22 protein-coding genes are annotated in these 25054 nt (G+C 61.6%); 10 read left to right on the top strand and 12 right to left on the bottom strand.

What is annotated here, in order from left to right:
• Positions 1–126: 126 nt before the first annotated feature.
• Positions 127–1431, top strand: a complete 1305-nt coding sequence (locus tag AC3ITY_RS23195) for an IS4 family transposase (protein ID WP_489304645.1) — start codon at positions 127–129, stop codon at positions 1429–1431.
• A gap of 117 nt (positions 1432–1548) precedes the next feature.
• Here the strand turns inward: AC3ITY_RS23195 and paaK are convergent, their stop codons facing one another.
• The 6 genes from paaK to paaF form a co-directional block, all read right to left on the bottom strand.
• Positions 1549–2874, bottom strand: a complete 1326-nt coding sequence (gene paaK, locus AC3ITY_RS23190) for a phenylacetate--CoA ligase PaaK (RefSeq protein WP_489305206.1) — start codon at positions 2872–2874, stop codon at positions 1549–1551.
• 99 nt (positions 2875–2973) lie between these two features.
• A complete protein-coding gene (gene pcaF, locus AC3ITY_RS23185; RefSeq protein WP_489305204.1) occupies positions 2974–4185 on the bottom strand; it encodes a 3-oxoadipyl-CoA thiolase in 1212 nt (403 codons plus the stop codon).
• Positions 4178–4627, bottom strand: a complete 450-nt coding sequence (gene paaI / locus AC3ITY_RS23180) for a hydroxyphenylacetyl-CoA thioesterase PaaI (RefSeq protein WP_489305203.1) — start codon at positions 4625–4627, stop codon at positions 4178–4180. The genes pcaF and paaI overlap by 8 nt, the downstream gene beginning before the upstream one ends.
• Entirely contained in the window at positions 4620–6137 is a 1518-nt protein-coding gene (gene paaH / locus AC3ITY_RS23175; RefSeq protein ID WP_489305202.1) for a 3-hydroxyacyl-CoA dehydrogenase PaaH, read from the bottom strand. The genes paaI and paaH overlap by 8 nt, the downstream gene beginning before the upstream one ends.
• A gap of 3 nt (positions 6138–6140) precedes the next feature.
• Complete coding sequence (paaG, locus tag AC3ITY_RS23170; protein WP_489305201.1) at positions 6141–6932, bottom strand: 2-(1,2-epoxy-1,2-dihydrophenyl)acetyl-CoA isomerase PaaG; 792 nt, start codon at positions 6930–6932, stop codon at positions 6141–6143.
• 51 nt (positions 6933–6983) lie between these two features.
• Positions 6984–7757, bottom strand: a complete 774-nt coding sequence (gene paaF / locus AC3ITY_RS23165) for a 2,3-dehydroadipyl-CoA hydratase PaaF (protein WP_489305199.1) — start codon at positions 7755–7757, stop codon at positions 6984–6986.
• Between the two features lie 348 nt (positions 7758–8105).
• Between paaF and paaY the strand changes: the two genes are divergently transcribed.
• From paaY to feaR, 3 genes are all read left to right on the top strand, one after another.
• Positions 8106–8702 carry a phenylacetic acid degradation protein PaaY gene (gene paaY / locus AC3ITY_RS23160; RefSeq protein ID WP_489305198.1) on the top strand — a complete coding sequence of 199 codons (597 nt, stop codon included), beginning with the start codon at positions 8106–8108 and terminating at the stop codon, positions 8700–8702.
• Positions 8703–8860: 158 nt separating this feature from the next.
• On the top strand, positions 8861–9784 hold the full coding sequence (gene paaX, locus AC3ITY_RS23155) for a phenylacetic acid degradation operon negative regulatory protein PaaX (protein ID WP_008003007.1): 924 nt from the start codon (positions 8861–8863) through the stop codon (positions 9782–9784).
• 101 nt (positions 9785–9885) lie between these two features.
• Positions 9886–10800, top strand: a complete 915-nt coding sequence (feaR, locus tag AC3ITY_RS23150) for a transcriptional regulator FeaR (protein WP_489305197.1) — start codon at positions 9886–9888, stop codon at positions 10798–10800.
• Positions 10801–10832: 32 nt separating this feature from the next.
• Here feaR and AC3ITY_RS23145 read toward each other — a convergent pair whose 3' ends face one another.
• Positions 10833–11570, bottom strand: a complete 738-nt coding sequence (locus AC3ITY_RS23145) for an anti-sigma factor family protein (RefSeq protein ID WP_489305196.1) — start codon at positions 11568–11570, stop codon at positions 10833–10835.
• Positions 11563–12075 (bottom strand): sigma-70 family RNA polymerase sigma factor, encoded by a 513-nt coding sequence (locus AC3ITY_RS23140; protein ID WP_489305195.1) that lies wholly within the window; start codon positions 12073–12075, stop codon positions 11563–11565. Before AC3ITY_RS23140 ends, AC3ITY_RS23145 begins: the two co-directional genes overlap by 8 nt.
• Before the next feature lie 155 nt (positions 12076–12230).
• On the opposite strand from AC3ITY_RS23140, the gene AC3ITY_RS23135 reads away from it, so the two are divergent.
• Both AC3ITY_RS23135 and AC3ITY_RS23130 read left to right on the top strand, forming a co-directional pair.
• Entirely contained in the window at positions 12231–13199 is a 969-nt protein-coding gene (locus AC3ITY_RS23135) for a metallophosphoesterase family protein (RefSeq protein ID WP_489305194.1), read from the top strand.
• Between the two features lie 14 nt (positions 13200–13213).
• Positions 13214–13522 carry a cupredoxin domain-containing protein gene (locus AC3ITY_RS23130; protein WP_489305192.1) on the top strand — a complete coding sequence of 103 codons (309 nt, stop codon included), beginning with the start codon at positions 13214–13216 and terminating at the stop codon, positions 13520–13522.
• A gap of 148 nt (positions 13523–13670) precedes the next feature.
• Here AC3ITY_RS23130 and tynA read toward each other — a convergent pair whose 3' ends face one another.
• A complete protein-coding gene (gene tynA, locus AC3ITY_RS23125; protein ID WP_489305190.1) occupies positions 13671–15959 on the bottom strand; it encodes a primary-amine oxidase in 2289 nt (762 codons plus the stop codon).
• A 233-nt stretch (positions 15960–16192) separates the two neighbouring features.
• Here tynA and AC3ITY_RS23120 point away from each other — a divergent pair, with 233 nt between their 5' ends.
• From AC3ITY_RS23120 to AC3ITY_RS23110, 3 genes are all read left to right on the top strand, one after another.
• Entirely contained in the window at positions 16193–16693 is a 501-nt protein-coding gene (locus AC3ITY_RS23120; protein ID WP_489305189.1) for a sigma-70 family RNA polymerase sigma factor, read from the top strand.
• 40 nt (positions 16694–16733) lie between these two features.
• Entirely contained in the window at positions 16734–17717 is a 984-nt protein-coding gene (locus AC3ITY_RS23115) for a FecR family protein (RefSeq protein ID WP_489305188.1), read from the top strand.
• A gap of 98 nt (positions 17718–17815) precedes the next feature.
• A complete protein-coding gene (locus tag AC3ITY_RS23110) occupies positions 17816–20239 on the top strand; it encodes a TonB-dependent siderophore receptor (RefSeq protein ID WP_489305186.1) in 2424 nt (807 codons plus the stop codon).
• A 54-nt stretch (positions 20240–20293) separates the two neighbouring features.
• Here AC3ITY_RS23110 and AC3ITY_RS23105 read toward each other — a convergent pair whose 3' ends face one another.
• A complete protein-coding gene (locus AC3ITY_RS23105; protein ID WP_489305185.1) occupies positions 20294–21445 on the bottom strand; it encodes an MFS transporter in 1152 nt (383 codons plus the stop codon).
• A gap of 165 nt (positions 21446–21610) precedes the next feature.
• Here AC3ITY_RS23105 and AC3ITY_RS23100 point away from each other — a divergent pair, with 165 nt between their 5' ends.
• Positions 21611–22603 carry a diaminopimelate epimerase gene (locus AC3ITY_RS23100; RefSeq protein ID WP_489305184.1) on the top strand — a complete coding sequence of 331 codons (993 nt, stop codon included), beginning with the start codon at positions 21611–21613 and terminating at the stop codon, positions 22601–22603.
• Between the two features lie 125 nt (positions 22604–22728).
• On the opposite strand, the gene codA is transcribed toward AC3ITY_RS23100, so the two are convergent.
• Complete coding sequence (codA, locus tag AC3ITY_RS23095) at positions 22729–23973, bottom strand: cytosine deaminase (RefSeq protein WP_489305183.1); 1245 nt, start codon at positions 23971–23973, stop codon at positions 22729–22731.
• Between the two features lie 95 nt (positions 23974–24068).
• Positions 24069–24899, bottom strand: a complete 831-nt coding sequence (locus AC3ITY_RS23090) for an alpha/beta fold hydrolase (protein WP_489305181.1) — start codon at positions 24897–24899, stop codon at positions 24069–24071.
• Positions 24900–25054 lie beyond the last annotated feature (155 nt).

The raw sequence follows: 25054 nt of genomic DNA, 5'->3' as shown, positions 1-25054 counted from the left end.
AACCCGCTGTAAGAGCCAGCCCTTTCAAGGTCTTCGTTTAGAATCCCCTAAAAACCAGTCAGGGTGACGAAAACGATGTGGGCAGAAGTTCTAGCGCGGTTTGAAAAAAAGACACCGGCCAGTGTCATGACGAAATTGATACTGGAGCAGGCTGTTCCTGCCGAATGGGTTGATCAGGTGTTTGAAGAACACCGTCAACGCCAGTACCCGCGTGAGCTTTTGTTTTCGACCATCGTTGAGCTGATGTCCCTTGTTTCATTAGGTTTGCGCCCTTCTTTGCATGCCGCTGCCCGGCAAATGGAGGGGCTGCCGGTTACGTTGGCGGCGCTCTATGACAAGGTCAGCCGCACAGAGCCCGCGTTGCTGCGGGCGTTGGTTACAGGAAGCGCCGAGCGCCTGGCTCCGACGATAAAAGAGTTGGGCTGCTCAGCCATTTTGCCCGGCTGGCAGCTGCGCATTGTCGACGGCAACCACCTGCCTTCTACTGAAAAACGCTTGGGGGCTTTGCGGCGTGAGCGAGGTGCGGCGCGACCAGGGTTTTCAGTAGTGGTCTACGACCCGGACCTCGATCAGATCGTCGACTTGCAGCCATGCGAGGATGCCTACGCCAGTGAGCGCGTCAGCGTGCTGCCGCTGTTGGCCCACGCCACTAAGGGCCAGCTATGGATGGCCGATCGGCTGTACTGCACGCTGCCCGTCATGCAAGCCTGCGAGGAAGCGGGGGCTTCGTTCATTATTCGCCAGCAAAGCAAACATCCACGGTTGATTGAGGAAGGCGGCTGGCAAGAATCTGTGGCCATCGAATCCGCAACGGTGCGCGAGCAAATCATCGAACTCAAAGGTGGTCACCGCTGGCGTCGAGTTGAACTGAACCTACAGACACCTACTGACTCAGGCGACACTGTGATGTGGTTCTGGAGCAACTTGCCAGACACCGTCAGCGCCGGGCAGATCGCCGAGTTATACCGTCGTCGCTGGAGTATCGAAGGGATGTTCCAGCGCCTGGAATCGGTGCTGGACAGTGAAATCGAAAGCCTTGGCGCTCCGCGGGCGGCGTTGCTGGGTTTTACCTCGGCGATCCTGGCCTACAACGTCCTGGCAGTGCTCAAACGCAGCGTGGAACAGGCTCATCGCGAGACATTGCCCGAAGGCTGGGAAGCTTCGATCTTCCACCTGACGGTACAAGTGCGTAGCGGATACGAGGGCATGCAGATCGCACTGCCCTCAGATTACCTGACACTTCAAACGACCTTAGAAACGCTGGCAACGCGACTGTTGGCGCTCGCCAGGAATATCAAGCCCAAGCAAGTGGCCAAAAGCATACGTGGTCCCAAAATCGCCAAACCCAAGGAGTGGCTGGACGGCAAAGCTGCGCACGCTCATGTGTCGACGGATCGGGTGCTTAAGGCCCATAAAGGGAAAACACCTTGAAAGGGCTGGCTGTAAGAGCGGAACCATAAGTCGCCATAACCCGAGAAATGGATAAACACACAGAACCCGAAGCCAAAAAAAACCCCGCAAAAAGCGGGGCCAAAAAGGGTGCAGCAGTCATGCTTTAGGACGTTTATCCAACACGTGGCAAGCCTTGCCCTCAGAACGCTTGATCGAATGGAAAGGCTGCAAAACAATCCGCGAACTGATCCCGATATATGTCTTGATGTGTTTACTCAGCTCCCCGCAAACAGCCTTCTGCTGTTCATCGCTCAGGTGCTGGTGCTCAGCCTTGAGTTCGACATGCACATCAACGCTGTCCAGGTTGCCATTGCGATACAGATGGATCTCATAACACTCGGCAAGTTGTTTGACTTTCAGAACCTGCTCCTCGATCTGCGTCGGAAACACGTTGACCCCGCGGATGATCAGCATGTCATCGCTGCGCCCGGTGATCTTGTCGATACGCCGCATCGGCCGTGCGGTGCCCGGCAGCAGGCGCGTCAGGTCGCGGGTGCGGTAGCGGATCATCGGCAGGGCTTCTTTGCTCAGGGAAGTGAACACCAGTTCGCCCATCTGCCCGTCAGGCAGCACTTCGCCAGTGACCGGGTCGATGATTTCCGGGTAGAAATGGTCTTCCCAGATGGTCGGGCCGTCCTTGGTTTCGGCGCATTCCATGGCGACACCTGGCCCCATGATTTCCGAGAGGCCGTAGATGTCCAGTGCGGTGATGCCCAGGCGTTGCTCGATGGCGCTGCGCAGTTCGGCGGTCCACGGCTCGGCGCCGAAGATGCCCAGGCGCAGGGCCAGTTTGTGCGGGTCGATGCCCTGGCGCTCGATTTCGTCGGCGATGTTGAGCATGTAGGACGGCGTGACCATGATGATGTCCGGCTGGAAATCCTTGATCAGTTGCACCTGTTTTTCGGTCTGGCCACCGGACATCGGGATCACCGTGCAGCCCAGGCGTTCGGCGCCGTAGTGCGCGCCGAGGCCGCCGGTGAACAGGCCGTAGCCATAGGAAATGTGCACCTTGTCGCCACGGCGGCCACCGCCAGCGCGGATCGAGCGCGCCACCACGTTGGCCCAGGTGTCGATGTCGTTCTGGGTGTAGCCGACCACGGTCGGTTTGCCGGTGGTGCCGCTGGAGGCGTGCAGGCGCACGATGTCGTGCATCGGCACGGCAAACATGCCGTAGGGGTAGTTGTCCCGCAGGTCGGACTTGGTGGTGAAAGGGAATTTCGCCAGATCGTCCAGGGATTTGATGTCGTCCGGGTGCACGCCCAGCGCATCGAAACGCTGACGGTACAGCGGCACGTTGTTGTAGGCGTGGTTCAGGCTCCAGCGCAGGCGCTCCAGCTGATGCTGGCGCAGCTCGTCGATGCTGGCGGTTTCCAGCGGGTCAAGCACAGGATCCAGCACGGCTTTGGCTATTGGCATGTTCATGTGTTCACTCGAATTGTTTTTGTGTTCCAGCCCTTTTGCACAAGGGCTTTGAGTGCATGCCCCAAGGATACCTCTCGGCTCCTTGGGAATCGCGATTCTTTAGTGGGATAGACGCTCGATGATCAGCGCGATCCCCTGGCCGACACCGATGCACATGGTGCACAGGGCGTAGCGGCCATTCCGTTCCTCAAGCTCATGCAGGGCGGTGGTGACCAGACGGGCGCCGCTCATGCCCAGTGGATGACCCAGGGCGATGGCGCCGCCGTTGGGGTTGACCCGTGGATCGGTGTCGCTCAGGCCCAGTTCGCGCAGCACCGCCAGGCCTTGTGCGGCGAAGGCTTCGTTGAGTTCGATCACGTCCATATCGGCCAGGCTCAGGTTGGCCACCTCCAGCACCTTGCGCGTGGCCGGCACCGGGCCGATGCCCATGATCCGGGGTTCAACGCCAGCGGTGGCCATGGCCACGACCCGGCCACGGGCGGTCAGGCCGTGGCGTTTGGCGACTTCCGGGCTGGCCAGCAACAGCGCGCAGGCCCCGTCGTTGACCCCGGAGGCGTTGCCGGCGGTGATGCTGCCGCCTTCGCGGAACGGCGTCCCAAGTTTGGCTAGTTGCTCAAGGGTGGTGTCGCCGCGCGGGTGTTCGTCGTGCTCGACCACTTTGGCCGGGCCTTTGCGCTGGGGAATTTCCACCGCGACGATTTCCCTGGCCAGACGTCCGTTGGCCTGGGCGGCAGCGGCGCGTTGCTGGCTGCGCAGGGCGAAGGCGTCCTGGTCGGCCCGGGAGATGTTGAACTGTTCGGCGACGTTCTCCGCCGTTTCCGGCATGGAATCGATGCCATAGGCCTTTTTCATCAGTGGATTGACGAAGCGCCAGCCGATGGTGGTATCGAAGATCTCGGCCGACCGAGAAAACGCCTGCTCGGCCTTGCCCATCACCAGTGGCGCACGGGACATGGATTCAACGCCACCGACCAGCATCAGCCCGGTTTCGCCGCTGCGAATGGCCCGGGCGGCGGTGCCGATGGCATCCAGCCCGGAACCGCACAGGCGATTGAGGGTGGTGCCCGGCACGCTGACCGGCAACCCGGCCAGCAACGCCGACATGCGCGCGACGTTGCGATTGTCTTCGCCGGCCTGGTTGGCGCAGCCGTAGATCACGTCGTCGACGCTGTTCCAGTCCACTTGCGGGTGACGGCGCAGCAGTTCGCGCAACGGTACCGCGCCGAGGTCGTCGGCGCGCACGCTGCTCAGGACGCCGGCGTAACGGCCAATCGGGGTCCGGACTGCGTCGATGATCAGGGCGTCATTCATTGGGAGTCTCCTGCGCCAGCACCGGGCCGCGCACTTTGTAGGATTTACCATGGAACAGGGCGATCAACTGGCCCTGCTGGTTTTCGATGCGCACGTCGTAGTTGCCGGTGCGACCCGAACGGCTCTGCTCGATGCAGTCGGCGTTCAGCGTGTCGCCCAGGCGCGCCGGGGCGATGTAGTCGATGCTGCAGCCGATGGCCACGGTGGCTTCGTTGTAGCTGTTGCAGGCAAAGGCGAATGCCGAATCGGCCAGCGCGAACAGGTAGCCGCCGTGGCACGTGCCGTGGCTCTGGAGCATGTCGGCGCGCACGGTCATGCCGACCCGGGAGCAACCGGGGCCGGCCGAGAGCAGGCGCATGCCCAAGGCCTGGCTGGCGGCGTCGCGCTGGAACAGCGATTGCGCGCATTCACTGGCCAGGGTCATGGCTTCGTGGTTAGTCATGGAATGTTCTCCCTTCGGCGACGCGACGGCGCAGCAGTAGCGACGGCCGGTAGCGTTCTTCGCCATAACTGGCTTGCAGGTTTTCCAGCGTTTCAAGAATGTGCGCCAGGCCAATGGCATCGGCCCAGGCCAGCGGCCCTTGCGGATAATTGACCCCTGCGCGCATGGCCAGATCGATGTCGGCGGCCGAGGCCACGCCTTGCAGCAGGGCGTCGGCGGCTTCGTTGGCGAGCATCGCCACGGTGCGCAAGACGGCGAGGGCCGGGCTGTCGCTGAGCAGGCTGACCTTGAGGCCGGCCCGTTGCAGCAGGGCAACACCTTGTTCGAGCGCCAGCGGATCAATACCTGCCGCATGGCTGATAGCGATGCGTTTGGCATGACCGTAATCGAACGCCAGGTCCAGCAGGATCAGGTTGCGCAGCCCGTCTTCGCGAGCCCGGTGACAGGCCATGCGCCCGTCGCTCAAGGCCAGCACGGCATCACCAACCCGCAGCAAGCCTTGACCATCGCGCTGGATGATCTCGACGCCTTGTTCGCGTAAACGTGGAATCAAACCTTGGGCAATACCGAGGTCGCCTTCGACAGCGCACACCTCAACCTTCGCATCGCTGCTGATTTCAGTGGCGTGCGGGCGTTCCGCATCTTGGGCGTAGCTATAGAAACCCCGACCGCTCTTGCGTCCCAGGCGCCCGCCGTCCACCAGTTCTTTCTGGATCAGTGACGGCAGGAAGCGCGTGTCCTGGTAATAAGCGTCAAACACCGAACAGGTCACGGCGTAGTTGACGTCATGGCCGATCAGGTCGGTCAGCTCTAACGCGCCCATGGCAAAACCACCGGCTTCGCGCATCAACGCATCCAGGGTTGGGCAGTCGGCCGCGCCTTCCTGCAGCATCCGCAGGCTTTCGGCATAGAACGGCCGGGCCACGCGGTTGACGATAAAACCCGGTGTGGAGCGGGTGTGCACCGGTTTTTTGCCCCAGGCCTTGGCGGTGTCGTACAGGCACTCGGCGAGTGCCGGATCACTGGCCAGGCCGGAGACGACTTCCACCAGCGCCATCACTGGTGCCGGGTTGAAGAAGTGCAGGCCGAGCAAGCGTTCTGGGTGATCAAGCTGCGCGGCGATGCTGGTGATCGACAGCGATGAGGTATTGCTGGCGAGAATGCAATGCTCGCCGCAGATGCCTTCGAGCTGACGGAACAGCGCGCGCTTGACCTCGAGGTTTTCGACGATGGCTTCGATGATCAGATCGCAGTCGGCCAAGGCTTCGATGGCTTCCACCGCTTGCAGGCGGGCGACGGTAGCGCTGCGCGATTCGGCCGACAGCTTGCCGTTCTCGACTCGCTTGCCCAGTTGGCGGTCGATGCCTTCAATCGCTTGAGCGGCAGCGCCGGGACGATTGTCCAGCAGCAATACCGGATGGCCGGCCTGGGCCGCGACCTGGGCGATACCGGCACCCATAGCCCCGGCGCCGATCACGGCGATGCGTGCGTTGGTGTTCAGTGCGGTCATGGCTCAGCGTCCCTTGAAGCTTGGTGTGCGTTTTTCCATGAAAGCCCCGACGCCTTCGCGGTAGTCCTCGCTGCGCCCGGCCAGGCGCTGCAGGTCTTTTTCCAGCTCAAGCTGTTCGTCGAAGCTGTTGCTCAGGCTGGCGTTGAGGCTGCGCTTGATCAGCGCCAGACCGTAGGTCGGCTGGGTCGCCAGGTGGCGGGCCAGTTTCAGCGCTTCGTCGCGCAAATCGGCGTCGTCCACACACTGATAGATCAAGCCCCATTGCTCAGCCTGTTCGGCGCTCAGGCGGTTGCCCAGTAGTGCCAAAGCCTTGGCCCGAGCCATGCCCACAAGACGCGGCAGGGTCCAGGTGCCGCCGGAATCAGGGATCAGGCCAATCTTGCAGAACGCCTGGATGAAATTGGCCGAGCGCGCCGCCAGTACCAGGTCGCAGGCCAGCGGAATGTTGGCGCCAGCCCCGGCCGCCACACCGTTGACCGCGCAGATAACCGGCAAGGGCAGGTCGCGCAACTGGCGGATCAGCGGGTTGTAGAACTTCTCGATGGACTCGCCCAGGTCCGGCACGGCGCTGCCCGGCGCGACATTGCGGTCGCTCAGGTCCTGCCCGGCGCAGAAGCCGCGACCTTCACCGGTCAACAGTAAAACGCGCACGTCCGGGTTCTGCCGCACTTGCTTGAGCGCTTCCTTCACTTCGCCATGCATCTGGGTGTTGAAGCTGTTGAGCTGGTCCGGCCGATTGAGGCTGAGCAGGGCGACGCCGGCGTCGATGGAAAACAGGATGTGTTCGAAGTTCATGGTCTTGGCGTTCTCTTGGCAGTCGTTCGAATTCGGATGTCAGTGGCCGCTTTATTGCCCGGTGAAAGTCGGGCTGCGCTTTTCCTGGAAGGCTGCAATGCCTTCATCGCGGTCGCGGGTGCCGGCCAGCACGGTGAAGGCGTGGCGCTCGAAACGCAGGCCGCTGGCCAGGTCGGTGTCCATGGCCTTGAGCAGCGACTCTTTGGCCAGGCGCACCGCCAGCGGTGCCTTGGCCGCAATGCTGCGGGCGATGTGCAGGGCGCGCTCGACGGTGAATTCCGGCTGGGTCACTTCGCTGACCAGCCCGGCGCGCTGGGCCTGGCGGGCGTCGATCGGCTCGCCGGTCAGCACCATTTGCATGGCCATGGATTTGCCGACGGCGCGTAGCAGGCGTTGGGTGCCACCGGCACCAGGCATGATCCCGAGGTTGATTTCCGGCTGGCCGAAACGGGCGTCAAGGCCTGCAATGATGATGTCGGCGTGCATCGCCAGTTCGCAGCCACCGCCGAGGGCGAAGCCGTTGACGGCGGCGATCAGCGGTTTGCTGAAGCGGGTGATGGCTTGCCACGAGGCCTGGCGCGGGTCGTCGAGGATGCCGACCAGATTGCGATCGGCCATTTCCTTGATGTCGGCGCCAGCGGCGAAGGCCTTGCGACTGCCGGTGAGCACCACGGCCCGGGTGTCGGGGTCGGCTTGCGCAGTGTTCAGTTCAGCGGCCAGTTCGCCCAGCAACTCGGTGGTCAAGGCGTTCAGGGCTTGCGGGCGCTGCAGGGTAATCAGGCGGACGCCAGGCTCGATCAATTCGACGGCAAGGGTCAGAGGCATGGCGGATGCTCTCACGGTGCACGCTCGGCGTGGTGCCGGCTGGTTATTGGATCGGCCGCAGGGGCCGGTTTTGCCCAAGTATAGCTATAACGTGATACGTAAATGCAATACGAAAATAGATTTAATGTGTCTTATTGGTGTTGGTTTCGATTTTTTGGCTTTCTGATTAAGGGGCGCTGATAACGGATTTTTCCCAGAAAACATTGGGTTTTATGGCGATTTAAGAGGCGCGTTGACATTCGTCGGAAAGGTGTATTTCAAGTGATACGGTTTTTAGTCTTTGTGCTGTTAAAAGTGATGTGATACAAAATGAGTCATTATTTGCATCGCTTTGTGAAGGAAGCTTCCATGACCTGCTACAGCCTTGATGGCCTGACTCCGGTGGTTGACCCGAGCGCTTATGTGCATCCGTCCGCCGTATTGATCGGTGACGTGATCATCGGCCCGCATTGTTATGTCGGTCCGCTGGCCAGCCTGCGCGGCGATTTCGGGCGGATCGTGCTGGAGGAGGGCGCCAACCTGCAGGACACCTGCGTGATGCACGGTTTCCCCGACAGCGACACGGTGGTCGAGCGCAACGGCCACATCGGTCACGGCGCGGTGCTGCACGGTTGCCGGATCGGCGCCGATGCGCTGGTGGGCATGAATGCGGTGGTGATGGACAACGCCCGGATCGGCCCGCGTTCATTCGTGTCGGCGGCGGCGTTCGTCAAGGCCGGCTTCGAATGCCCGGAACAGTCGCTGGTCATGGGCGCACCGGCCAGCGTCAAGCGCAGCCTCAGCGATCAGGAAGTGGCGTGGAAACAGGCCGGCACCCGGGAATATCAGCAACTGGCCCAGCGTTGCCTTACGCAAATGCAGGTCTGCGAACCGCTGAGCGAACCAGAGCCGGATCGCCCGCGTATCAGTGACAGTGGGTTGCGGCCCAAGGGCAACAACCTGTGAACACCGAACCCCTGTAGGAGCCAGCTTGCTGGCGAAGGTGTGTCAGCTACCTTGGTGTCGACTGACACACCATCGCCAGCAAGCTGGCTCCTACAAGGGATTGGGCTTAACCAGTTGGCTTTCGGTATATTCCTTTTCTTTTTTCGCACGGAACGCCCATGTCGTCCCTGACTCCCTTGAACCATCTGATTACCCGCTTCCAGGAGCAGACGCCGATCCGCGCCAGTTCCTTGATCATCACGTTGTACGGGGATGCCATCGAACCCCATGGCGGCACCGTATGGCTGGGCAGCCTGATTCAGTTGCTCGAGCCCATCGGCATCAACGAACGGCTGATCCGCACTTCGATTTTTCGCCTGACCAAGGAAGGCTGGCTGACCGCCGAGAAGGTCGGTCGTCGCAGCTACTACAGCCTGACCGGCACCGGTCGCCGCCGTTTCGACAAGGCCTTCAAGCGGGTCTACAGCACCACGATGCCGGCCTGGGATGGTTCCTGGTGCCTGGTGATGCTCTCGCAACTGACCCAGGACAAACGCAAACAGGTGCGCGAAGAGCTGGAGTGGCAAGGCTTCGGCGCGATTTCGCCGGTCGTGCTGGCCTGTCCGCGCAGCGACCGTTCCGACGTCAACGCGACCCTGCTCGATCTCGGCGTCCAGGAAGACACCATCGTCTTCGAAACCACCGCCCAAGACGTACTGGCCTCCAAGGCGCTGCGCCTGCAAGTGCGCGAGAGCTGGAACATCGAGGAACTGGCCGCGCACTACAGCGAGTTCATCCAGCTGTTCCGGCCGCTGTGGCAAGCCCTGCGCGAGCAGGAAAACCTACAGCCGGCCGACTGCTTCCTGGCGCGGGTGCTGTTGATTCACGAGTACCGCAAGCTGCTGCTGCGCGACCCGCAACTGCCGGACGAGTTGCTGCCCGGCGATTGGGAAGGCCGCGCCGCCCGCCAGTTGTGCCGCAACATTTACCGTTTGATCTACGCCAAGGCCGAAGAATGGCTGAACGCCGCACTGGAAACGGCCGACGGCCCGTTGCCGGATGTGGGTGAAAGCTTCTATCGGCGTTTTGGCGGACTGAAATAGCACGTCATTGTTCAGGGAATGGTGCGGTTCAGGAGATTCGAAGCATCCGATGTCGTGTGGATTGACGTAGACAATAAAAATAAGCCTGCGTGAGGCCTGACATGATTTCTACAACAGCACAGCGCCATGATGGGTTCGACCAGTGGATCCATCAGATCAACCAGATCTGTGGCGCCTTCAACGCACAACCCCTGGGCAGCGAATTTGCCGGGCGTATCCGCGAATACCGGAGCGATGCGCTCAAGCTCAGCTTCGTCGACGCGTGCCAGGCGCGTTTGTACCGTACGCCCCAGGAAGTCGCGGCGGGCGAGGGCGGCAAGTATTTTGCGGTGTTCCAGCTCGACGGCACGGCGGGCATGGCCCAGGGCGACGACAAGGTCTTGCTGTCCCCCGGCGACATCACGCTGATCGATGCTGCGCGGCCCAGCGACTTCACCTACGGCGAAAGCTCCCGGCAGTTGTCGCTGATCCTGCCGTATCAACTGGTCGAGCAAACCCTGCGCTTCAATCAGGTCAAGTGCGGCCACCGGATTGCCGCGACCTCGCCCATTGCGATGCTCTCGCACCGGCTGATCCTCGATGCCACCCGCCAGCAGCACCTGACCCACCAGGAAAGCGAAGCGACCCTGGAGGCGATTGTCAGCCTGCTGCGCCCGGCGATCAGCCAGGCCAACGACAGCAGCGATGCCCACGAGCGGTTCTTCCGCAAGACGCTCGCCTGCATCGACGACAACATTCGCTCCGAAGACCTGTGCCCGGAATGGCTGGCGCGGGAAGTCGGCATGTCCACCCGCGGCCTGTACCGCATGTTTGCCAAGAAGGGGTTGGTGGTGGCGCGCTACATCAAGAACCGTCGCCTGGACCTGTGCGCCGAATCCCTGCGCCGCTCAGGCAAGGAGCAGAAGTTGTCGGTGCTGGGTTACTCGTGGGGGTTTTCCGATTCGAGCTACTTCTCCACCGCGTTCAAGTCGCGCTTTGGCATTGCGCCGGGGGAGTATCGCAAGCGGCATGCCTGAGGTTTTTTTGCTCTTGCTTCGGTGAAAAAATGCTACGGCTTGAGTAACTGGCTGAACGCCTCCAGCTCACTTTTCTCCAGATCGGACACCAGCACAAAGCGCATGTGGTTTTCTTGCCAGGACACCACATTGAAACCTCGGATCGTCAGGCTTTGCCGTGGCTTGTCCGTCTCAGGCGTGGGCAAGATAAAAACATTGATGATGTGCTTGGCCCGGCGGTAACTCAGGGCCGCCGTGGTCTGATGCTGCAGATAATCCAGCCGCCCGCCCAGCAGGGGAAATCCTTGCGCCGAGTAATCGAAGACCGGCGGCGAGAAGTCGAGTTTGCCGGTGAACCAGGGCTTCACGGTGTGGCGGTCGGACGACACCACATCGTTCAAATGCTCGCCCATCAGCGAACGCACATGGCTGGAGACCGCCTCGTCCATCAATGGCTGTTCGCTGCCTGGCGTCGCCACATACAGCACCACAGCCAAGGCCAGCGCCGTCGCTGAAAAAACCGGTGCGAACCATTTGCGCCAACGCTCGACGACGCCAACCGATGGGGGTTCAGGGGCGAACACCCGGGAAGTCAATGACGCCGGCGCTGCGTAATACGGCGCTCGTTGCTTCACACCGGCCATCAGCAGCTTCGTCTGATCATGCAATCGCGCGCACGCGACGCACTCGGCCAGATGCCCGGACACATTCGCAGCCGTCGCCGAATCGAGTTCCTTGTCCAGATAGCCATGTATCAGCGTCTGGCAAACCGTGCAGTCGAGTTCATTCATGATCGTGCAACTTCAGTAGTTCGAGCGTGAGCATGGCGCGAGCCCTGGCCAGCCTCGACATGACGGTACCGATGGGGATGTCGACCACCAGGGCGATGTCCTTGTAGGGCATGTCTTCGAGTTCCTTGAGCACGATCACCTCGCGAAACGCCGGCGGCAGGGCGCACAGGGCTTGCTGGATCAGCGCCGCATTTTCGCTGTGGATGGCCAGCAGTTCCGGGGTCTGGCTGTGGCTGAGCGCCTTGTCGTCTTCGGCGAGTTCATCGCCGATGGCGACCCAATGGCGTCCGGCTGAGGCCTTGAGCCAGGTGTAGCTTTCGTTGCGCACGATGGTCAGGAACCAGGCCTTGGCGTTGCCGTCGGTGAAGCGCTGCGAAAATCTGAACGCCCGCAGGGCGCTTTCCTGCACGACATCGCGCGCGGCGCTGTCGTTGCCGGTGAGCCAGCGCGCGAGGTTGTAGGCGGCGTCCAGGTGGGGCGCAAACAGTTCCTCAAATCGCGTCATAGTGGTTTCCGCACTGTCCCATCCCTATAACTGTGAAGCGTTGCGTTTTATTCCCGAGGAAAAAATATATTTTCGACAGGGAATAAAGACCTGTCCCGCCAGGTTTTTACCTCGTGCCAGCTACATCACTGTAGTTCTCCAGCGAGGGATTACCGATGGACATTCATTCAAAACACCAACGACGTACCGACGGCCCGTTGAACCCTGACCGCCGAACGCTGCTCAAGTGCTCTGCATGGGCCGGGGCTGGCGTGATCTGGGCCTTGAGTGGCGGTATTCCCCGGGCCTTCGCCCTGGATGAGACGGGTAACGTCGCCGACCCCAAGGCACTCGCCAGCACGTTCCAGTTTGTGCAGATTAGCGACTCGCACATCGGTTTCAACAAGGAGGCCAACCCGGAACCGCTGAAGACCTTGCAAGTGGCGATCGACAAGGTCATTGCGCTGCCAAAACGGCCCTCGCTGATCCTGCACACCGGCGATATCACCCACCTGTCCAAAGCCGACGAGTTCGACACCGCGGCCCAGTTGCTCAAAGGCTTGCCGTCCCCCGTGCACTACGTGCCGGGCGAGCACGACACCCTCGACGAAGGCGGCGGCAAGCTCTATCTGGAACGTTACGGCAAAGGCACCAAAGGCAATGGCTGGTACAGCTTCGATGACCACGGCGTGCATTTCATTGCGCTGGTGAATGTCTTCAACTTCCAGGCCGGCCATGAAGCAACCCTTGGTGCCGATCAACTGGCGTGGCTGGCCGATGACTTGCGAGCCGTGAGCAGCAGCACGCCCATCGTGGTGTTTACCCATATTCCGTTGTGGACGGTTTACCAGCCGTGGGGCTGGGGTACCGAGGATGGCGATCAGGCGATTGCCATGCTGCGCAAGTACGGTTCGGTAACGGTGTTGAACGGGCACATCCATCAGGTCATCCAGAAAGTCGAAGGCAATATCACCTTCCACACTGCTCGCGGCACGGCTTATCCACAACCCGCACCGGGCGCGGCGCCGACGCCGGGGCCGATGACCGTGGCGGCTGATCAACTGCGCAATTATTTAGGGATCACCGAAGTGCGAGCGACCCAGGGTGATCATCCGCTGGCGCTGATCGATTCGACACTGGTTTAACGGAGGGGACTTGGATGAAAGCGCGATTATTGGCCGCTGTCTGCCTGATGTTGTCGATGCCTGTATGGGCTAATGAGGTGAAAATCGATATCAAGGAATTCATGTTCGGGCCCAAGGATCTGACCGTGGCCGTGGGCACCAAAGTCACGTGGGTAAACGATGACGAGATCCCGCACACAGTGGCGCAAACCCACAAGATGTTTCGCTCCGGGGCGCTGGATACCGGAGACAGTTATTCCTGGGTGTTCAACACGCCGGGGGAGTTTGAGTATTTTTGTGCGCTGCATCCACAGATGATCGGGAAGATTGTGGTCAGCCAGTAAGCGATTGCGCAAAACACACGCAGCTCCCCTGTAGGAGCGAGCTTGCTCGCGATGGTCGTCAACGATAACGCGCGAATCCTGAAGAAACGCGGTGTCCTTGAGTTCTTCGCGAGCAAGCTCGCTCCTACAGGTATTGCATACGACGTTTTTATTTGGGGGCGCTGAGGTTCAGCGTCGGTGTTTCATCGAAGAAGTTCCACGGCTTCAACAGCACATGCACCCACTCGGTCGGCATGATCGGCCATTCCTCGGCGCGGGCGATGTGGGTGGTGCCGGTGGTTAGCCAGACCACATCGTCGGTGTTCTCGATGGAGTGGTTGTCCTGGGTGAACTGCCCCAGGCCCGAGTCCTTGTCCGAGCGGTTCGGGTACTTGCCTTCCGGGTATTTTTCTTCCGGGTTGTATTGCGTCACCCACAGCTGCTTGTCCATGAAGCTGAGGCGGTGGTAGAGCCATTCGTCCTTGCCGAAGTTGGCGCCCTTGGCCACCGGGTGCGTGCCGCCGGCATAAGGAATCAGCTGATAGGAAACCGGGTTGCCGACCTTGTTCTCCTTGCTGGAGTTGGTCAGCAGGCGCACGGAGGAGGGGTCGAATTTCTGCGCGGCCTGTTGCTCGGTGCCGACCACCCTGGTTTCGGTCTGCATGGTGCTGGTGCGCGGGCCGCCACGGTCGTTCGGCAGCACCACCGGGTTCACTTCCACCAGTGAGTTCTGCTCGCCGTCCACGTCCATGTCGAGGCGGAAGTTGTAGATGTGCTGGTGCGTGGTGCCGACGATGTTGTGGTCCAGCAGGGTGCCGTAGCGCGTGTCTTCCTTGGCGGTGTCTTCGTGCATGGTTTTCGATTTCACGCCCTTGACCGCTTCGATACCGGTGGCGCCGGCGTCGATGCCGATGGTGCCGTTCTGCTGGAAGACCCAGTCGAAGATGTAGTCGTAGTTGCCCACGGTGCTGATCCAGCGCACCACCAGTTCGCGGCGCTCGGTGCTGAGGTTGGGCTGGCCCATTTCCTGGTGTTTGTATTCCGGGCCGGCGTAGCGCTCGAACACCGCCATGGCGCGCGGGATAGCGGTGGGTGCGCCGGTGTAGTCGGCGATGGTGGCGTCCAGCAGCACGGCGTTTTGCGGGGCGTCTTTGCCGCGGGCAATCGGTGACGTCAGGGTGCCCATGCCGTAGTCGCCGGAGTCGAGGTAGGCCTTGAAGTACCAGCCGACATCGGGGTCGCCGTAGGGCACGATCATGCCGCCCAGCGAGCCTTCGTACATGATCTTGCGCTTCTTGCCCTTGTCGTCGTAGGTGACGGTGGACAGGATCGGCCCGACCCGCGAATCGAGGCGAACGTGGAAGTCCCAGTTCTGCCAGTGAATGCTGTTGCCGCTGATGGTGTAGTTCTTGCCCTCGGGCTCGATGATTTCCAGCGGCTTGACTGCCACGCCCTGGCGCCCGCGCCCGTCATACGGCGTCGGTTTCATCGGCACCGGAATGAGCGCTTCGTCTTCGATCTTGATCAGCTTCTTCTGTTCCAGGTCGACAATCGCCACCAGGCCCTCGATCGGGTGCGCCCAGTAGTTGCCGTCACCGGTGTTGAGGTAGCTGACGATTTTCAGCAGGCGCTTGTCCTGCGCCAGGCCATCCTTGCCGTCGAAGTAACCGACGGTCAGCGGCGTGGCCACGACCTTCTTCACGTCGTTGATGCCGCGCTTGGCCAGGGCCTGGGCGTATTCCGGGCTGGTTTCCACCGCCGTCTGCACCGTGGCGAAATCGTCCAGCAGGACCATGCCGTGGGCGCCTTCGATCGGCTTCCAGGACTTGAGTGCTTTGGTGTCGAGGTCGACCAGGGCTTCGATCACGTGCTTGCCGTCGAGCACCACGATCGAGGCCTCACGCGGCTGAGCGACGTTCTGCCCGGTGAAGACGAAGTTCCACACCTGATCCTTCGGCGGCTCCTTGACCGAGACTTCGGTGAAGCGGAAACCGGGCTTGTAGTTTTCCGATTTCTTGACGATGTCCACGGCCGTGGTGATTTCAGCCGCGCTCAGGGGGTTGAGCGGGTTAGGGCGGGTCTCGACGACGAAAGTCTTGTCCAGCCCGGACTGGAACACCTGGTTGATAAAGTCCTTGGGCATGAACGCCGTGTGGTCCTTGAACACCACCGGCACCGTCAGCTCGATACGCTTGCCGTTGAGCATCGCCACTTTGCTGTCGGGCTTGACCTTGAGGTAGACCCCGTCCTTGGCAATGGTGAACAGATTGGCGTAATCGTCCCATTTCACCGTGGCGCCAAATTCCTCAAGACCCGCTTGCAGCGGCACCATGTCGGCTTGACCGCCGTGGGCCTGGGCAGTGCTCGCCCAGAAAGGCAGGCCGAGGGTGCTCAAGGTGATGGCCAGGGCGAGGCGGGCAAGCGGTGTTCTCTTGGGCGATGCTTTGGGGCTGAACATGTGTGAATTCCTGGGGAAAAGCCGGGTACGGGCACTCCTGCACTTTGTTACAACCAGCCAATGGCTGCATTTGAATGCCTGCCAGATTTCTTTGGTTCCGTGCCGCGATTGAGCTTTCCTGACGAAATGCACAATGGCAAGCGGACAAAGTGCCCGGCCAGAGGGGCGCAAACCATTGCTTCCAGTTAATACGAAGCATTACTATTCACGCCCCGTCTCCACAGCACACCGCAATGACCCTCAAGCTGCCCCGCAGACACGGTTTTTTCGAGCATTACGAAGAGTTGGTTGGCACCTGGACCCGTCGCCTGAGAAATCGTCAGCAGGCCGAGGACCTGGCCCACGACACCTTCGTGCGGGTGCTTGAGTCCGATTCGGCACAGGTGCAACAGCCCCGGGCGTATTTGCACCAGACCGCGCGCAACATTGCCGTGGATGGTTATCGGCGTGAGGACCGGCGGGGCGCCATGGAGTCGGAGGCGATCGATCTCAGTGAGTCGCCGACCGGCGACCCGGAGCATTTCATGCACGCGATCCAGCTGGCGGATTCCATCGAACGGGCGCTCACCGAGTTGCCGGTCAACTGCCGCAAGGTGTTTGTCTGGCAGAAAATCGAGGGCCTGACCCAGGCCGAAATCGCCGAGCGCCTGGGGCTGTCCAGGAACATGGTGGAAAAGTATATGATCCGCACGCTTCGGCATCTGCGCGATCGCCTGGACGGGTTGCAGTCATGACCGGCCGCGCCTTCTCCTCCCCAGCCCAACAGGAACTTCCATGATGGATACTCGTGATTGCGCGTGCGGGCAGACAGCGGTTCGCGATGACGCGGCGCAGTGGTTTGTGCGTTTGCAGGAGCCTGTTGCGGATGTCGAAGTGCGGCGCCAGTTTCAGCTCTGGCTGGACGAACACCCTCAACACCGAAACGAATTCGAAATGCTTCAGGGCTTGTGGAGCGCCGCCGACCTGGTGCCGGCGGCGCGCTTGCGTGCCTTGTGCGAAACCCCGCCGGTGCTGAAAAAACGCCGTCCGGTACTGCGTTACGCGGTGGCCGCCAGCGTGCTGGCCGTGGCGCTCGGCCTGGGCTTGTTCAGCGGCCTGAATCATCCGGCGCCTTACACCGCCGAGTTTTCAACAGCCCTGAATGAGCGTCGTCATGTGGCGTTGCCGGATGGATCGGTGGTGGATCTGGACAGCCGCAGCCGGATCCAGGTGCGCTTTGAAAAGGATCAACGCAACGTTGAGCTGAGCGAAGGCGAAGCGATGTTCAGTGTCGAGCACGACACCCGTCGGCCATTCGTGGTCAAGGCGGGCAGCGGCAAGGTCACGGTCACCGGCACCCGTTTCGATGTACGCCATGGCATCAGCGAAACCCGGGTGGTGGTGGAGCAGGGCACCGTCAAGGTTCAAGGGCGCGATGCCGCCGATAACGATTTCATCAATCTCACGGCAGGCCTTGGCACCCACGTCGATGCCCAGGGCAAGGTTGCCGCCGCCTATGCCGTCAACCCGGCGGAAATGACCGCCTGGCGCAGCGGCAAACTGGTGTTCAACAACGCCAGCCTGGCCGATGTTGCCGAGCAGGTCTCGCGCTATCGGGAGAAGCCGCTCAAGGTCGCCAGCGCAGCGGTGGGCGATCTGCGCCTGACCAGCGTGTTCAAGTCCGACAACACCGACGCGCTGCTCAAAGCCTTGCCGAGCATCCTGCCGGTGGCCGTACGCACCCTTGGCGACGGCAGCCAGGAAATAATTTCAAAATAAAATTCAGGTTTTTTTCGAGCTCATCGTCTTCCTGTTCAACTGCAACTGGTTTGCATTAACAAGCGCACACTCTTGCGATCCACAGGATTACGTTCGACGTGAAAAACTCCACCGCTAAAAACAACAAACTCCCCTGGTTGCCGCTGGCCCTTGCGCTGGCGGTCAATATTGCGCTGCCCCAGGCCTTTGCCGCCGACGGCATCCGCATCCCGGCGCAACCTTTGGGACAAGCCCTGAGTCAATTGGGCCAGCAAACCTCGCTTCAGGTGTTCTTCAGCCCTGAGTTGGTTGCTGGCAAGCAGGCTCCGGCGGTGGATGGCAACCTTTCCCCGGAAGACGCGCTACGCCAGTTGCTGCAAGGCAGCGGCCTGCAATACCAGATCGATGAAGGTTCGGTGACGTTGATGCCGGCGCCGACTTCGGCGGCCAACGGTCCATTGGAACTGGGCGTGACGGACATCAAGGTCGTTGGCGATTGGCTCGATGATGCCGATGCCGCCATGGTGCAGAACCACCCCGGCGCACGAACGGTGGTCCGCCGTGAAGCCATGGTCGAGCAGGGCGCGATGAACGTCGGCGAGGTGTTGAAACGCGTCCCGGGCGTGCAAGTGCAGGACGCCAATGGCACCGGTGGCAGCGACATTTCCCTCAACGTCGGCGTGCGCGGCCTGACTTCGCGCCTGTCGCCTCGCTCCACGGTGCTGATCGACGGCATCCCGGCGGCGTTCGCGCCTTACGGTCAGCCACAACTGTCCATGGCGCCGATTTCCTCCGGCAACCTCGACAGCATCGACGTGGTACGCGGCGCCGGCTCCGTGCGCTACGGACCACAAAACGTCGGCGGTGTGATCAACTTCGTGACCCGCGCGATCCCGGAAAAAGCCTCGGCGGAAATCGGCACCACCCTGGAAACCTCCCAGCACGGTGGCTGGAAGCACATCGACACCGCGTTCATGGGCGGCACCGCCGACAACGGCATGGGCGTGGCGTTGTTGTACTCCGGGGTGAACGGCAACGGTTACCGTGAAAGCAACAACGGCAACGACATCGACGACGTGATCCTCAAGACCCATTGGGCGCCGACCGATGTCGACGATTTCAGCCTCAATTTCCACTACTACGATGCCAAGGCCGACATGCCCGGCGGCCTGACCCAGGCGCAGTACGACGCCGACCCGTTCCAGTCGGTGCGCGACTTCGACAACTTCAGCGGCCGCCGCAAGGATGTGTCTTTCAAGTGGGCGCGGCAGATCGACGATCGCACCCAGACCGAAGTGCTGACCTACTACACCGACAGTTTCCGTGGCAGCACCATCGCCTCGCGGGACCTGAGCACACTCAACTCCTATCCGCGCAGCTACTACACCTTCGGTATCGAACCACGGGTGTCCCACGTCTTCGATGTCGGCCCGACTACCCAGGAAGTCAGCGTCGGTTATCGCTACCTCAAAGAAGCCATGCACGAAGAGGCCAGCCGAGTGGCGCTGGTCAACAACCAGCCAGTCGTGCGTCCCGGGGCGGACGGCCATGTCTATCAGGACCGCACCGGTGGCACCGAGGCCAATTCGGTCTACGTCGACAACAAGGTCGACGTCGGCAACTGGACCGTCACTCCAGGTATTCGCTTCGAGCACATCAGCACTGATTGGCACGACCGCCCGGTACTTGATAACGCCGGTAAACGGGTGCCGGAAAAAAAACGCAGCATCGAGAGCAACGAGCCGCTGCCGGCCCTGAGCGTGATGTATCACATGTCCGATGCCTGGAAACTGTTCGCCAACTACGAAACCTCGTTCGGCGCGCTGCAGTACTTCCAGCTGGGGCAGGGTGGTATTGGCGACAACACCGCCAACGGCCTGGAGCCGGAAAAGGCCAAGACCTACGAGATCGGTACGCGCTACAACGATGACGTGTGGGGCGGCGAAGTGACGCTGTTCTACATCGACTTCGACGACGAACTGCAATACATCAGCAACGATGTGGGCTGGACCAACCTCGGCGCGACCAAACACCAGGGCATCGAAACCTCGGTGCACTACGATCTGGCTGCGCTGGACCCACGCCTTGACGGCCTGACCGCCAACGCCGGCTTCACCTACACCCGTGCCACCAACGAAGGTGAGATCCCGGGCTTCAAGGGCCGTGACCTGCCGTTCTATTCCCGTCAGGTAGCCACCGCCGGCTTGCGTTACGACATCAACCGCTGGACCTGGAACCTCGATGCGTTCGCCCAGTCCAAACAGCGCTCGCCGGGCACCGGCGTGAACGCCGATGGCAGCTTCAACGGCAACTACATCACCGAAGGCACCGCCGACGGCCAGTTCGGTGATATTCCCGGTTACGTGACCTGGAACGTGCGTGGCGGCTATGACTTCGGTCCGCAGGTGTCGAACCTGAAACTGGGGGCGGGGGTGAAGAACATCTTCGACAAGCAGTACTTCACCCGTTCCAGCGACAACAACTCGGGCATGTACGTCGGTGCGCCGCGCACGTTCTTTGTACAGGCCAGTGTCGGGTTCTAACCCACCTGTGGCGAGGGGGCGGTTCGGCGGTCCGACAAGCCCCCTCGCCACAATTCAGACCTTCAACACCTTCCCGCCAACGGCCACCGCCACCAGCAACACCGCCATCAAGGCAAAGGCAAAACTCAAGCTGCTGCCATGGGCGACGAAGCCGATGACGGCGGGGCCTGCCAGGATGCCCGCATAACCCAGGGTGGTAATGGCCGGCACGGCGATGCTTTCGGGCATGACCGTCTGTTTGCCGACCGCGGTGTACAGCACCGGCACAATGTTCGAGCAACCGGCCCCCAGCAGCGCATAACCCACCAGCGCCGCCTCCCAGCTCGGTGCGAACGTCGCCAGAAACAAGCCTGCGGCGGCTGTCAGCCCGCCGAACACAATCACCCGCGTCGCACCCAGGCGTCGCACGATTTTGTCACCGGTCAAACGCCCGGCCGTCATGGTCAGGGCAAACGCCGCATAACCGAGCCCCGCATACGCCGTGTCGATGCCACGCTCCTGCGTCAGGAACACCGCGCTCCAGTCCAGCGCCGCGCCTTCGGCGAGGAACACGATGAAGCACATGCCACCGATGAACAGGACGATGCCATGGGGCACCGCGAACGCCGGTCCCGAACGCTCGCTGCCGTAGGGCAACAGATGCGGCACGGCCTTGGCCAGTGCGATCAGCAGCAACACGATCACCACCAGCGTGGCCCCCAGGGGCGAAATCCCCAGGCCAAGCAACCCGCTGACGCCCGCCGCACCGACAATCCCGCCCAGGCTGAACAGGCCATGGAAACCGGACATCATGTTTTTGCCGCTGGCGCGCTCGACGATCACCGCTTGCAGGTTGACCGTCGAGTCCACGGTGCCGAGCCCCGCGCCGAACATGAACAACGCGGCGATCAGCGCCGGAATCGACGACACCGTCGCCAGCAGCGGCAGGGCGGCACAGATCAGCAGGGTCCCGCCGGCCGTCACCCGCCGGCAGCCGAAACGTGTGGACAGGATCCCGGCCAACGGCATCGCCAGGATCGAACCGACCCCCAGGCACAGCAGCAGCAAACCCAGGGTGCCTTCATCCAGTCCGGCCCGGGCCTTGGCATAGGGCACCAGCGGTGCCCACGCGGCGATGCCGAACCCGGCGATGAAAAAGGCGATGCGCGTGGACATCTGTTCCAGGCGGCCGGGAACGAAGGTGGTTTGGCTGTTGAGGCTGGTCATAACAATCCTTGGCAATAAACGTCACGTCCCCAACGGACAGTGATCGGCCTATGAGGGTTCGATCAGTGCCCGGAAAGTTTTACGGTCAAACAGGGCGACATCCTTGCACAGTGCCGCTGGTTTTCGCGATATGTTGAGCCATTCCAATGACACGCGGAGGGCGCCATGGCGCAGCGGTACGATGCTCGGGGCAATATTTACATCGTGGTAGCGCCCGAAGAACTGCGCCGCCAGGGCATCGACCTGCCCGGTCAGGCCAGCCAGGCAGCGCAAACCCTCGAAGCCTGGGCGATAGCCGCGATCGAAGTTTGCTGCAGTTGGGCCCCAGGCACTCAACCGTCCGGCAGCAAGGATCATCGTAGCGACGGTTTGCTGGTCGGACCGTTTCAGTCGTCGCCGCCCTTTGATCTGTTGATCGTCAACACCGACGGTACCCTGGCCGAGCGCAGTGGCAACGGGCTGACTATTTTTTCCCAGGCCCTCAGCGATCAAGGGTTGTTGCCGCAGAAAGAAGCCTGTCTGCTCAGGGTTCACCACGACAAGGCTGATACGCCGTCACCGGGGCAGACTTCAGTGAAAGCCGCAGAGGTCGATGGCGTGAAGGGTTTCTGGCTCGATCTGGGGCAGCCGGGATTCGGGCCGGCGGCAGTCAGCGCTCACGGGGTTGAAGCAGCAGTGTTCAACGGTCGTGAACTCAGCCACGTTGAACAATTGGCGGCACTCAATAGCGCATGGTCGCGCAGTCAGTTCGCGCGGGTTGGCAATCCCCATTGCGTGACGCTGGTGGAAAGTGCCGAGGATCTGCCGAGCAACGAGCAGATGCGTGAGCCGGCGCTGGGTGAGGGGCTGACGCGGATTGCCTATGCCATGCCGGTTGGTGCAGGCAAACCTTGTCCGGCGGGGATCAATCTGCAATGGGCAATGCGCTTGTCCGAAGGACACATCGCCGCGCGGGTATTCGAGCGGGGTGAGGGGCCGACGGCGTCGTCGGGGACCAGCGCCAGCGCGGTGGCCTGTGCGGCCTGGCGGGCAGGTTGGGTCAGCGCCGGGGAGGTGAAGGTGACGATGCCGGGTGGCACGGCGCCGATCTTGCTGGAAGAGGAGCACGGGGAATTGAGTCGGGTCAGCCTGTTTGGTACGGCTCGAATGATCGATTGAAGTTGATATCGCCATCGCGAGCAGGCTCGCTCCCACAGTGGTTTTATGTCGTTCACAAAACCTGTAGGAGCGAGCCTGCTCCGGGCGGCGATCCGACGATGGGGGCAGCCCCGTCAACACCAGACTCAGCTCAGCCCACTGAACTCCACCACCGGCATCGTCCGCTTCATCAACACCTTGCCATCGCGCACCGAGTACAGCGGCAAGCCCTGGCTGCGGATCACCTCGTAATCACTCTCTGCCGACAGAATCAGCAGGTTCGCCGGCCGCCCACGCTCCAGGCCATAGCGATCGCCGAGGTTCATGGCTTTGGCGCTATTGTCCGTCACCAGGTCCAGCGCACTTTGCAGGTTGCGATAACCGAGCATGTGGCAGATGTGCAGGCCGGCTTCGAGCACCCGCAAAATGTTGCCGTTGCCCAGCGGATACCACGGATCGACAATGGAATCCTGACCGAAGCACACGTTCATGCCCGCTTCCAGCAACTCGTTGACCCGGGTCACGCCCCGGCGTTTCGGGAAACTGTCGAAGCGACCTTGCAGGTGGATGCTTTCAGTGGGGCAGGAGACAAAGCTGATCCCCGAATGCCCGAGCAAGCGAAACAGTTTGGCGCAGTAGGCGTTGTCGTAGGAGCCCATGGCCGTGGTGTGGCTGGCCGTGACCCGCGAACCCATGTCGCGGCTGCGGGCCTCTTCGGCGAGCACTTCGAGAAAGCGTGAATGCGGGTCGTCGGTTTCGTCGCAATGCACATCCACCAGGCAACCACTGCGTTCGGCCAGGTCCATCAGGAACTTCACCGAGCTGACGCCCTGATCGCGGGTGTATTCGAAATGCGGAATGCCGCCCACCACGTCCGCGCCCATGCGGATGGCTTCTTCCATCAATTCGCGACCATTGCGGTAGGACTCGATGCCTTCCTGGGGAAAGGCGACGATTTGCAGGTCGACCAGGTGCCGACTTTCCTCGCGCACTTCGAGCATGGCCTTGAGTGCGGTCAGTTGCGGGTCGGTGACATCGACGTGGGTGCGCACATGCTGGATGCCGTGGGCGGCGAGGGTCTGGATGGTTTTCTTGGCCCGGGCCTTGGTGTCTTCCTGGGTGATGGTCGCCTTGCGTTCGCCCCAGCATTCGATGCCTTCGAACAGCGTGCCGCTCATGTTCCAGCGCGGCTCGCCGGCGGTCAGGGTGGCGTCGAGGTGGATGTGCGGCTCGACAAAGGGCGGCACCACCAGATTGCCACCGGCGTCCAGATCGTCAGGGCCCAGGGTTGGGGCTTCGATCTGGCGGCCGATGCTGCTGATCAGGCCGTTTTCCAGGTTCAACTCATGCAGGCCTTCCTGGTTGCGCAGACGGGCGTTGATGATGTGCATCGGGCAGATCCTTTTGGCGAATCGTTTAGGCGATATCCTTACGTTAGCTCGGTGGCGGCGATTCCCGCCAGTTCAAAATGTGGGAGCGGGTTTGTTCAGGTAGATAGTTGCAGGGGTAAAAATCGCATAAGAGCGGCGACTACCGCTTCAGGCGCATCTTCCTGAACCAGATGGCCGGCGTTGGGTATCGGATAAAACTGCGAACCGGGAATCATCTGCTGCAAGGCCCGCCCGCGTTCGATGGGAATCCACTGGTCGTCTTCACCCCAGAGAATCTGCACCGGGCAGCGAATCGTCGGGTACAGGCCCTCGGCCTCGCGGGTATAGCGCTCGTCCATCTGCGCGATCTGCCGGTAGAACGCCGCTTGTCCCGGCTCCCCCAGCCACGGCTTTACATACGGCGCGAGTTCGTGGTCCGGGATTTCCCGCTTGATCGCCCCGCGGATGTAAGCCGGCACAATCGCTTGCTGGATGTAATCGGGCAGTCCGCTGAAGGCCGCTTCATGCTGGCGCACATGCTGCACGAACGGCGAACCCCAGGGCGTCAGCGCCACCGGGTCGATCAGCGTCAGGCTGCGGTAATCCTTGCCATTGAGCAGGTGCGCGCGCAGCGCCGTGGCACCGCCAAAGTCATGGGCCACCACGTCGGGACGGTCCAGGCCCCAATGCTCGAGCAACTGCGCCAACAACCGGTTTTGCACACCGAGCGAGACATCGTCGTCGGGTTGTGCCGACTGCCCATAGCCCAGCAGATCGAAGTAGTAGACGTGGTGAGTCGCCGTGAAATACGGCGCGATCCGGTGCCACACGTAAGAAGAAAACGGCGTGCCATGCACGAACACCAGCGGCGGGCCGTCGCCGCGCACGGCATAGCGCACCTGATGTCCGTTGAAGTCGAAGACCTGATCCAGCGGCCAGTCAGTCATGGGCTTGTCCTCTTGGCGGGGGAAGAGGCAAAAAGCATAGGCATAAAAAAACAGCCGATGAAGGCTGTTCTTTATTTCTCTGACAAACTGTAGGAGCGAGCTTGCTCCGGGCGGCGTTCCGACGAAGAACGTCAACGATAACGCCTGGTATCTGG

This window comes from Pseudomonas sp. GL_091 (assembly GCF_057837725.1).
The sequence above is the reverse complement of the archived record's forward strand: the minus strand, read 5'-3'. Positions and strand labels throughout refer to the sequence as shown.

What these genes read in the sequence shown, in the direction of transcription:
- AC3ITY_RS23195 (WP_489304645.1), top strand. Translation starts at nt 127, where the DNA reads ATGACGAAATTGATACTGGAGCAGGCTGTTCCTGCCGAATGGGTTGAT.
- paaK (WP_489305206.1), bottom strand. Translation starts at nt 2,874, where the DNA reads ATGAACATGCCAATAGCCAAAGCCGTGCTGGATCCTGTGCTTGACCCG.
- pcaF (WP_489305204.1), bottom strand. Translation starts at nt 4,185, where the DNA reads ATGAATGACGCCCTGATCATCGACGCAGTCCGGACCCCGATTGGCCGT.
- paaI (WP_489305203.1), bottom strand. Translation starts at nt 4,627, where the DNA reads ATGACTAACCACGAAGCCATGACCCTGGCCAGTGAATGCGCGCAATCG.
- paaH (WP_489305202.1), bottom strand. Translation starts at nt 6,137, where the DNA reads ATGACCGCACTGAACACCAACGCACGCATCGCCGTGATCGGCGCCGGG.
- paaG (WP_489305201.1), bottom strand. Translation starts at nt 6,932, where the DNA reads ATGAACTTCGAACACATCCTGTTTTCCATCGACGCCGGCGTCGCCCTG.
- paaF (WP_489305199.1), bottom strand. Translation starts at nt 7,757, where the DNA reads ATGCCTCTGACCCTTGCCGTCGAATTGATCGAGCCTGGCGTCCGCCTG.
- paaY (WP_489305198.1), top strand. Translation starts at nt 8,106, where the DNA reads ATGACCTGCTACAGCCTTGATGGCCTGACTCCGGTGGTTGACCCGAGC.
- paaX (WP_008003007.1), top strand. Translation starts at nt 8,861, where the DNA reads ATGTCGTCCCTGACTCCCTTGAACCATCTGATTACCCGCTTCCAGGAG.
- feaR (WP_489305197.1), top strand. Translation starts at nt 9,886, where the DNA reads ATGATTTCTACAACAGCACAGCGCCATGATGGGTTCGACCAGTGGATC.
- AC3ITY_RS23145 (WP_489305196.1), bottom strand. Translation starts at nt 11,570, where the DNA reads ATGAATGAACTCGACTGCACGGTTTGCCAGACGCTGATACATGGCTAT.
- AC3ITY_RS23140 (WP_489305195.1), bottom strand. Translation starts at nt 12,075, where the DNA reads ATGACGCGATTTGAGGAACTGTTTGCGCCCCACCTGGACGCCGCCTAC.
- AC3ITY_RS23135 (WP_489305194.1), top strand. Translation starts at nt 12,231, where the DNA reads ATGGACATTCATTCAAAACACCAACGACGTACCGACGGCCCGTTGAAC.
- AC3ITY_RS23130 (WP_489305192.1), top strand. Translation starts at nt 13,214, where the DNA reads ATGAAAGCGCGATTATTGGCCGCTGTCTGCCTGATGTTGTCGATGCCT.
- tynA (WP_489305190.1), bottom strand. Translation starts at nt 15,959, where the DNA reads ATGTTCAGCCCCAAAGCATCGCCCAAGAGAACACCGCTTGCCCGCCTC.
- AC3ITY_RS23120 (WP_489305189.1), top strand. Translation starts at nt 16,193, where the DNA reads ATGACCCTCAAGCTGCCCCGCAGACACGGTTTTTTCGAGCATTACGAA.
- AC3ITY_RS23115 (WP_489305188.1), top strand. Translation starts at nt 16,734, where the DNA reads ATGATGGATACTCGTGATTGCGCGTGCGGGCAGACAGCGGTTCGCGAT.
- AC3ITY_RS23105 (WP_489305185.1), bottom strand. Translation starts at nt 21,445, where the DNA reads ATGACCAGCCTCAACAGCCAAACCACCTTCGTTCCCGGCCGCCTGGAA.
- AC3ITY_RS23100 (WP_489305184.1), top strand. Translation starts at nt 21,611, where the DNA reads ATGGCGCAGCGGTACGATGCTCGGGGCAATATTTACATCGTGGTAGCG.
- codA (WP_489305183.1), bottom strand. Translation starts at nt 23,973, where the DNA reads ATGCACATCATCAACGCCCGTCTGCGCAACCAGGAAGGCCTGCATGAG.
- AC3ITY_RS23090 (WP_489305181.1), bottom strand. Translation starts at nt 24,899, where the DNA reads ATGACTGACTGGCCGCTGGATCAGGTCTTCGACTTCAACGGACATCAG.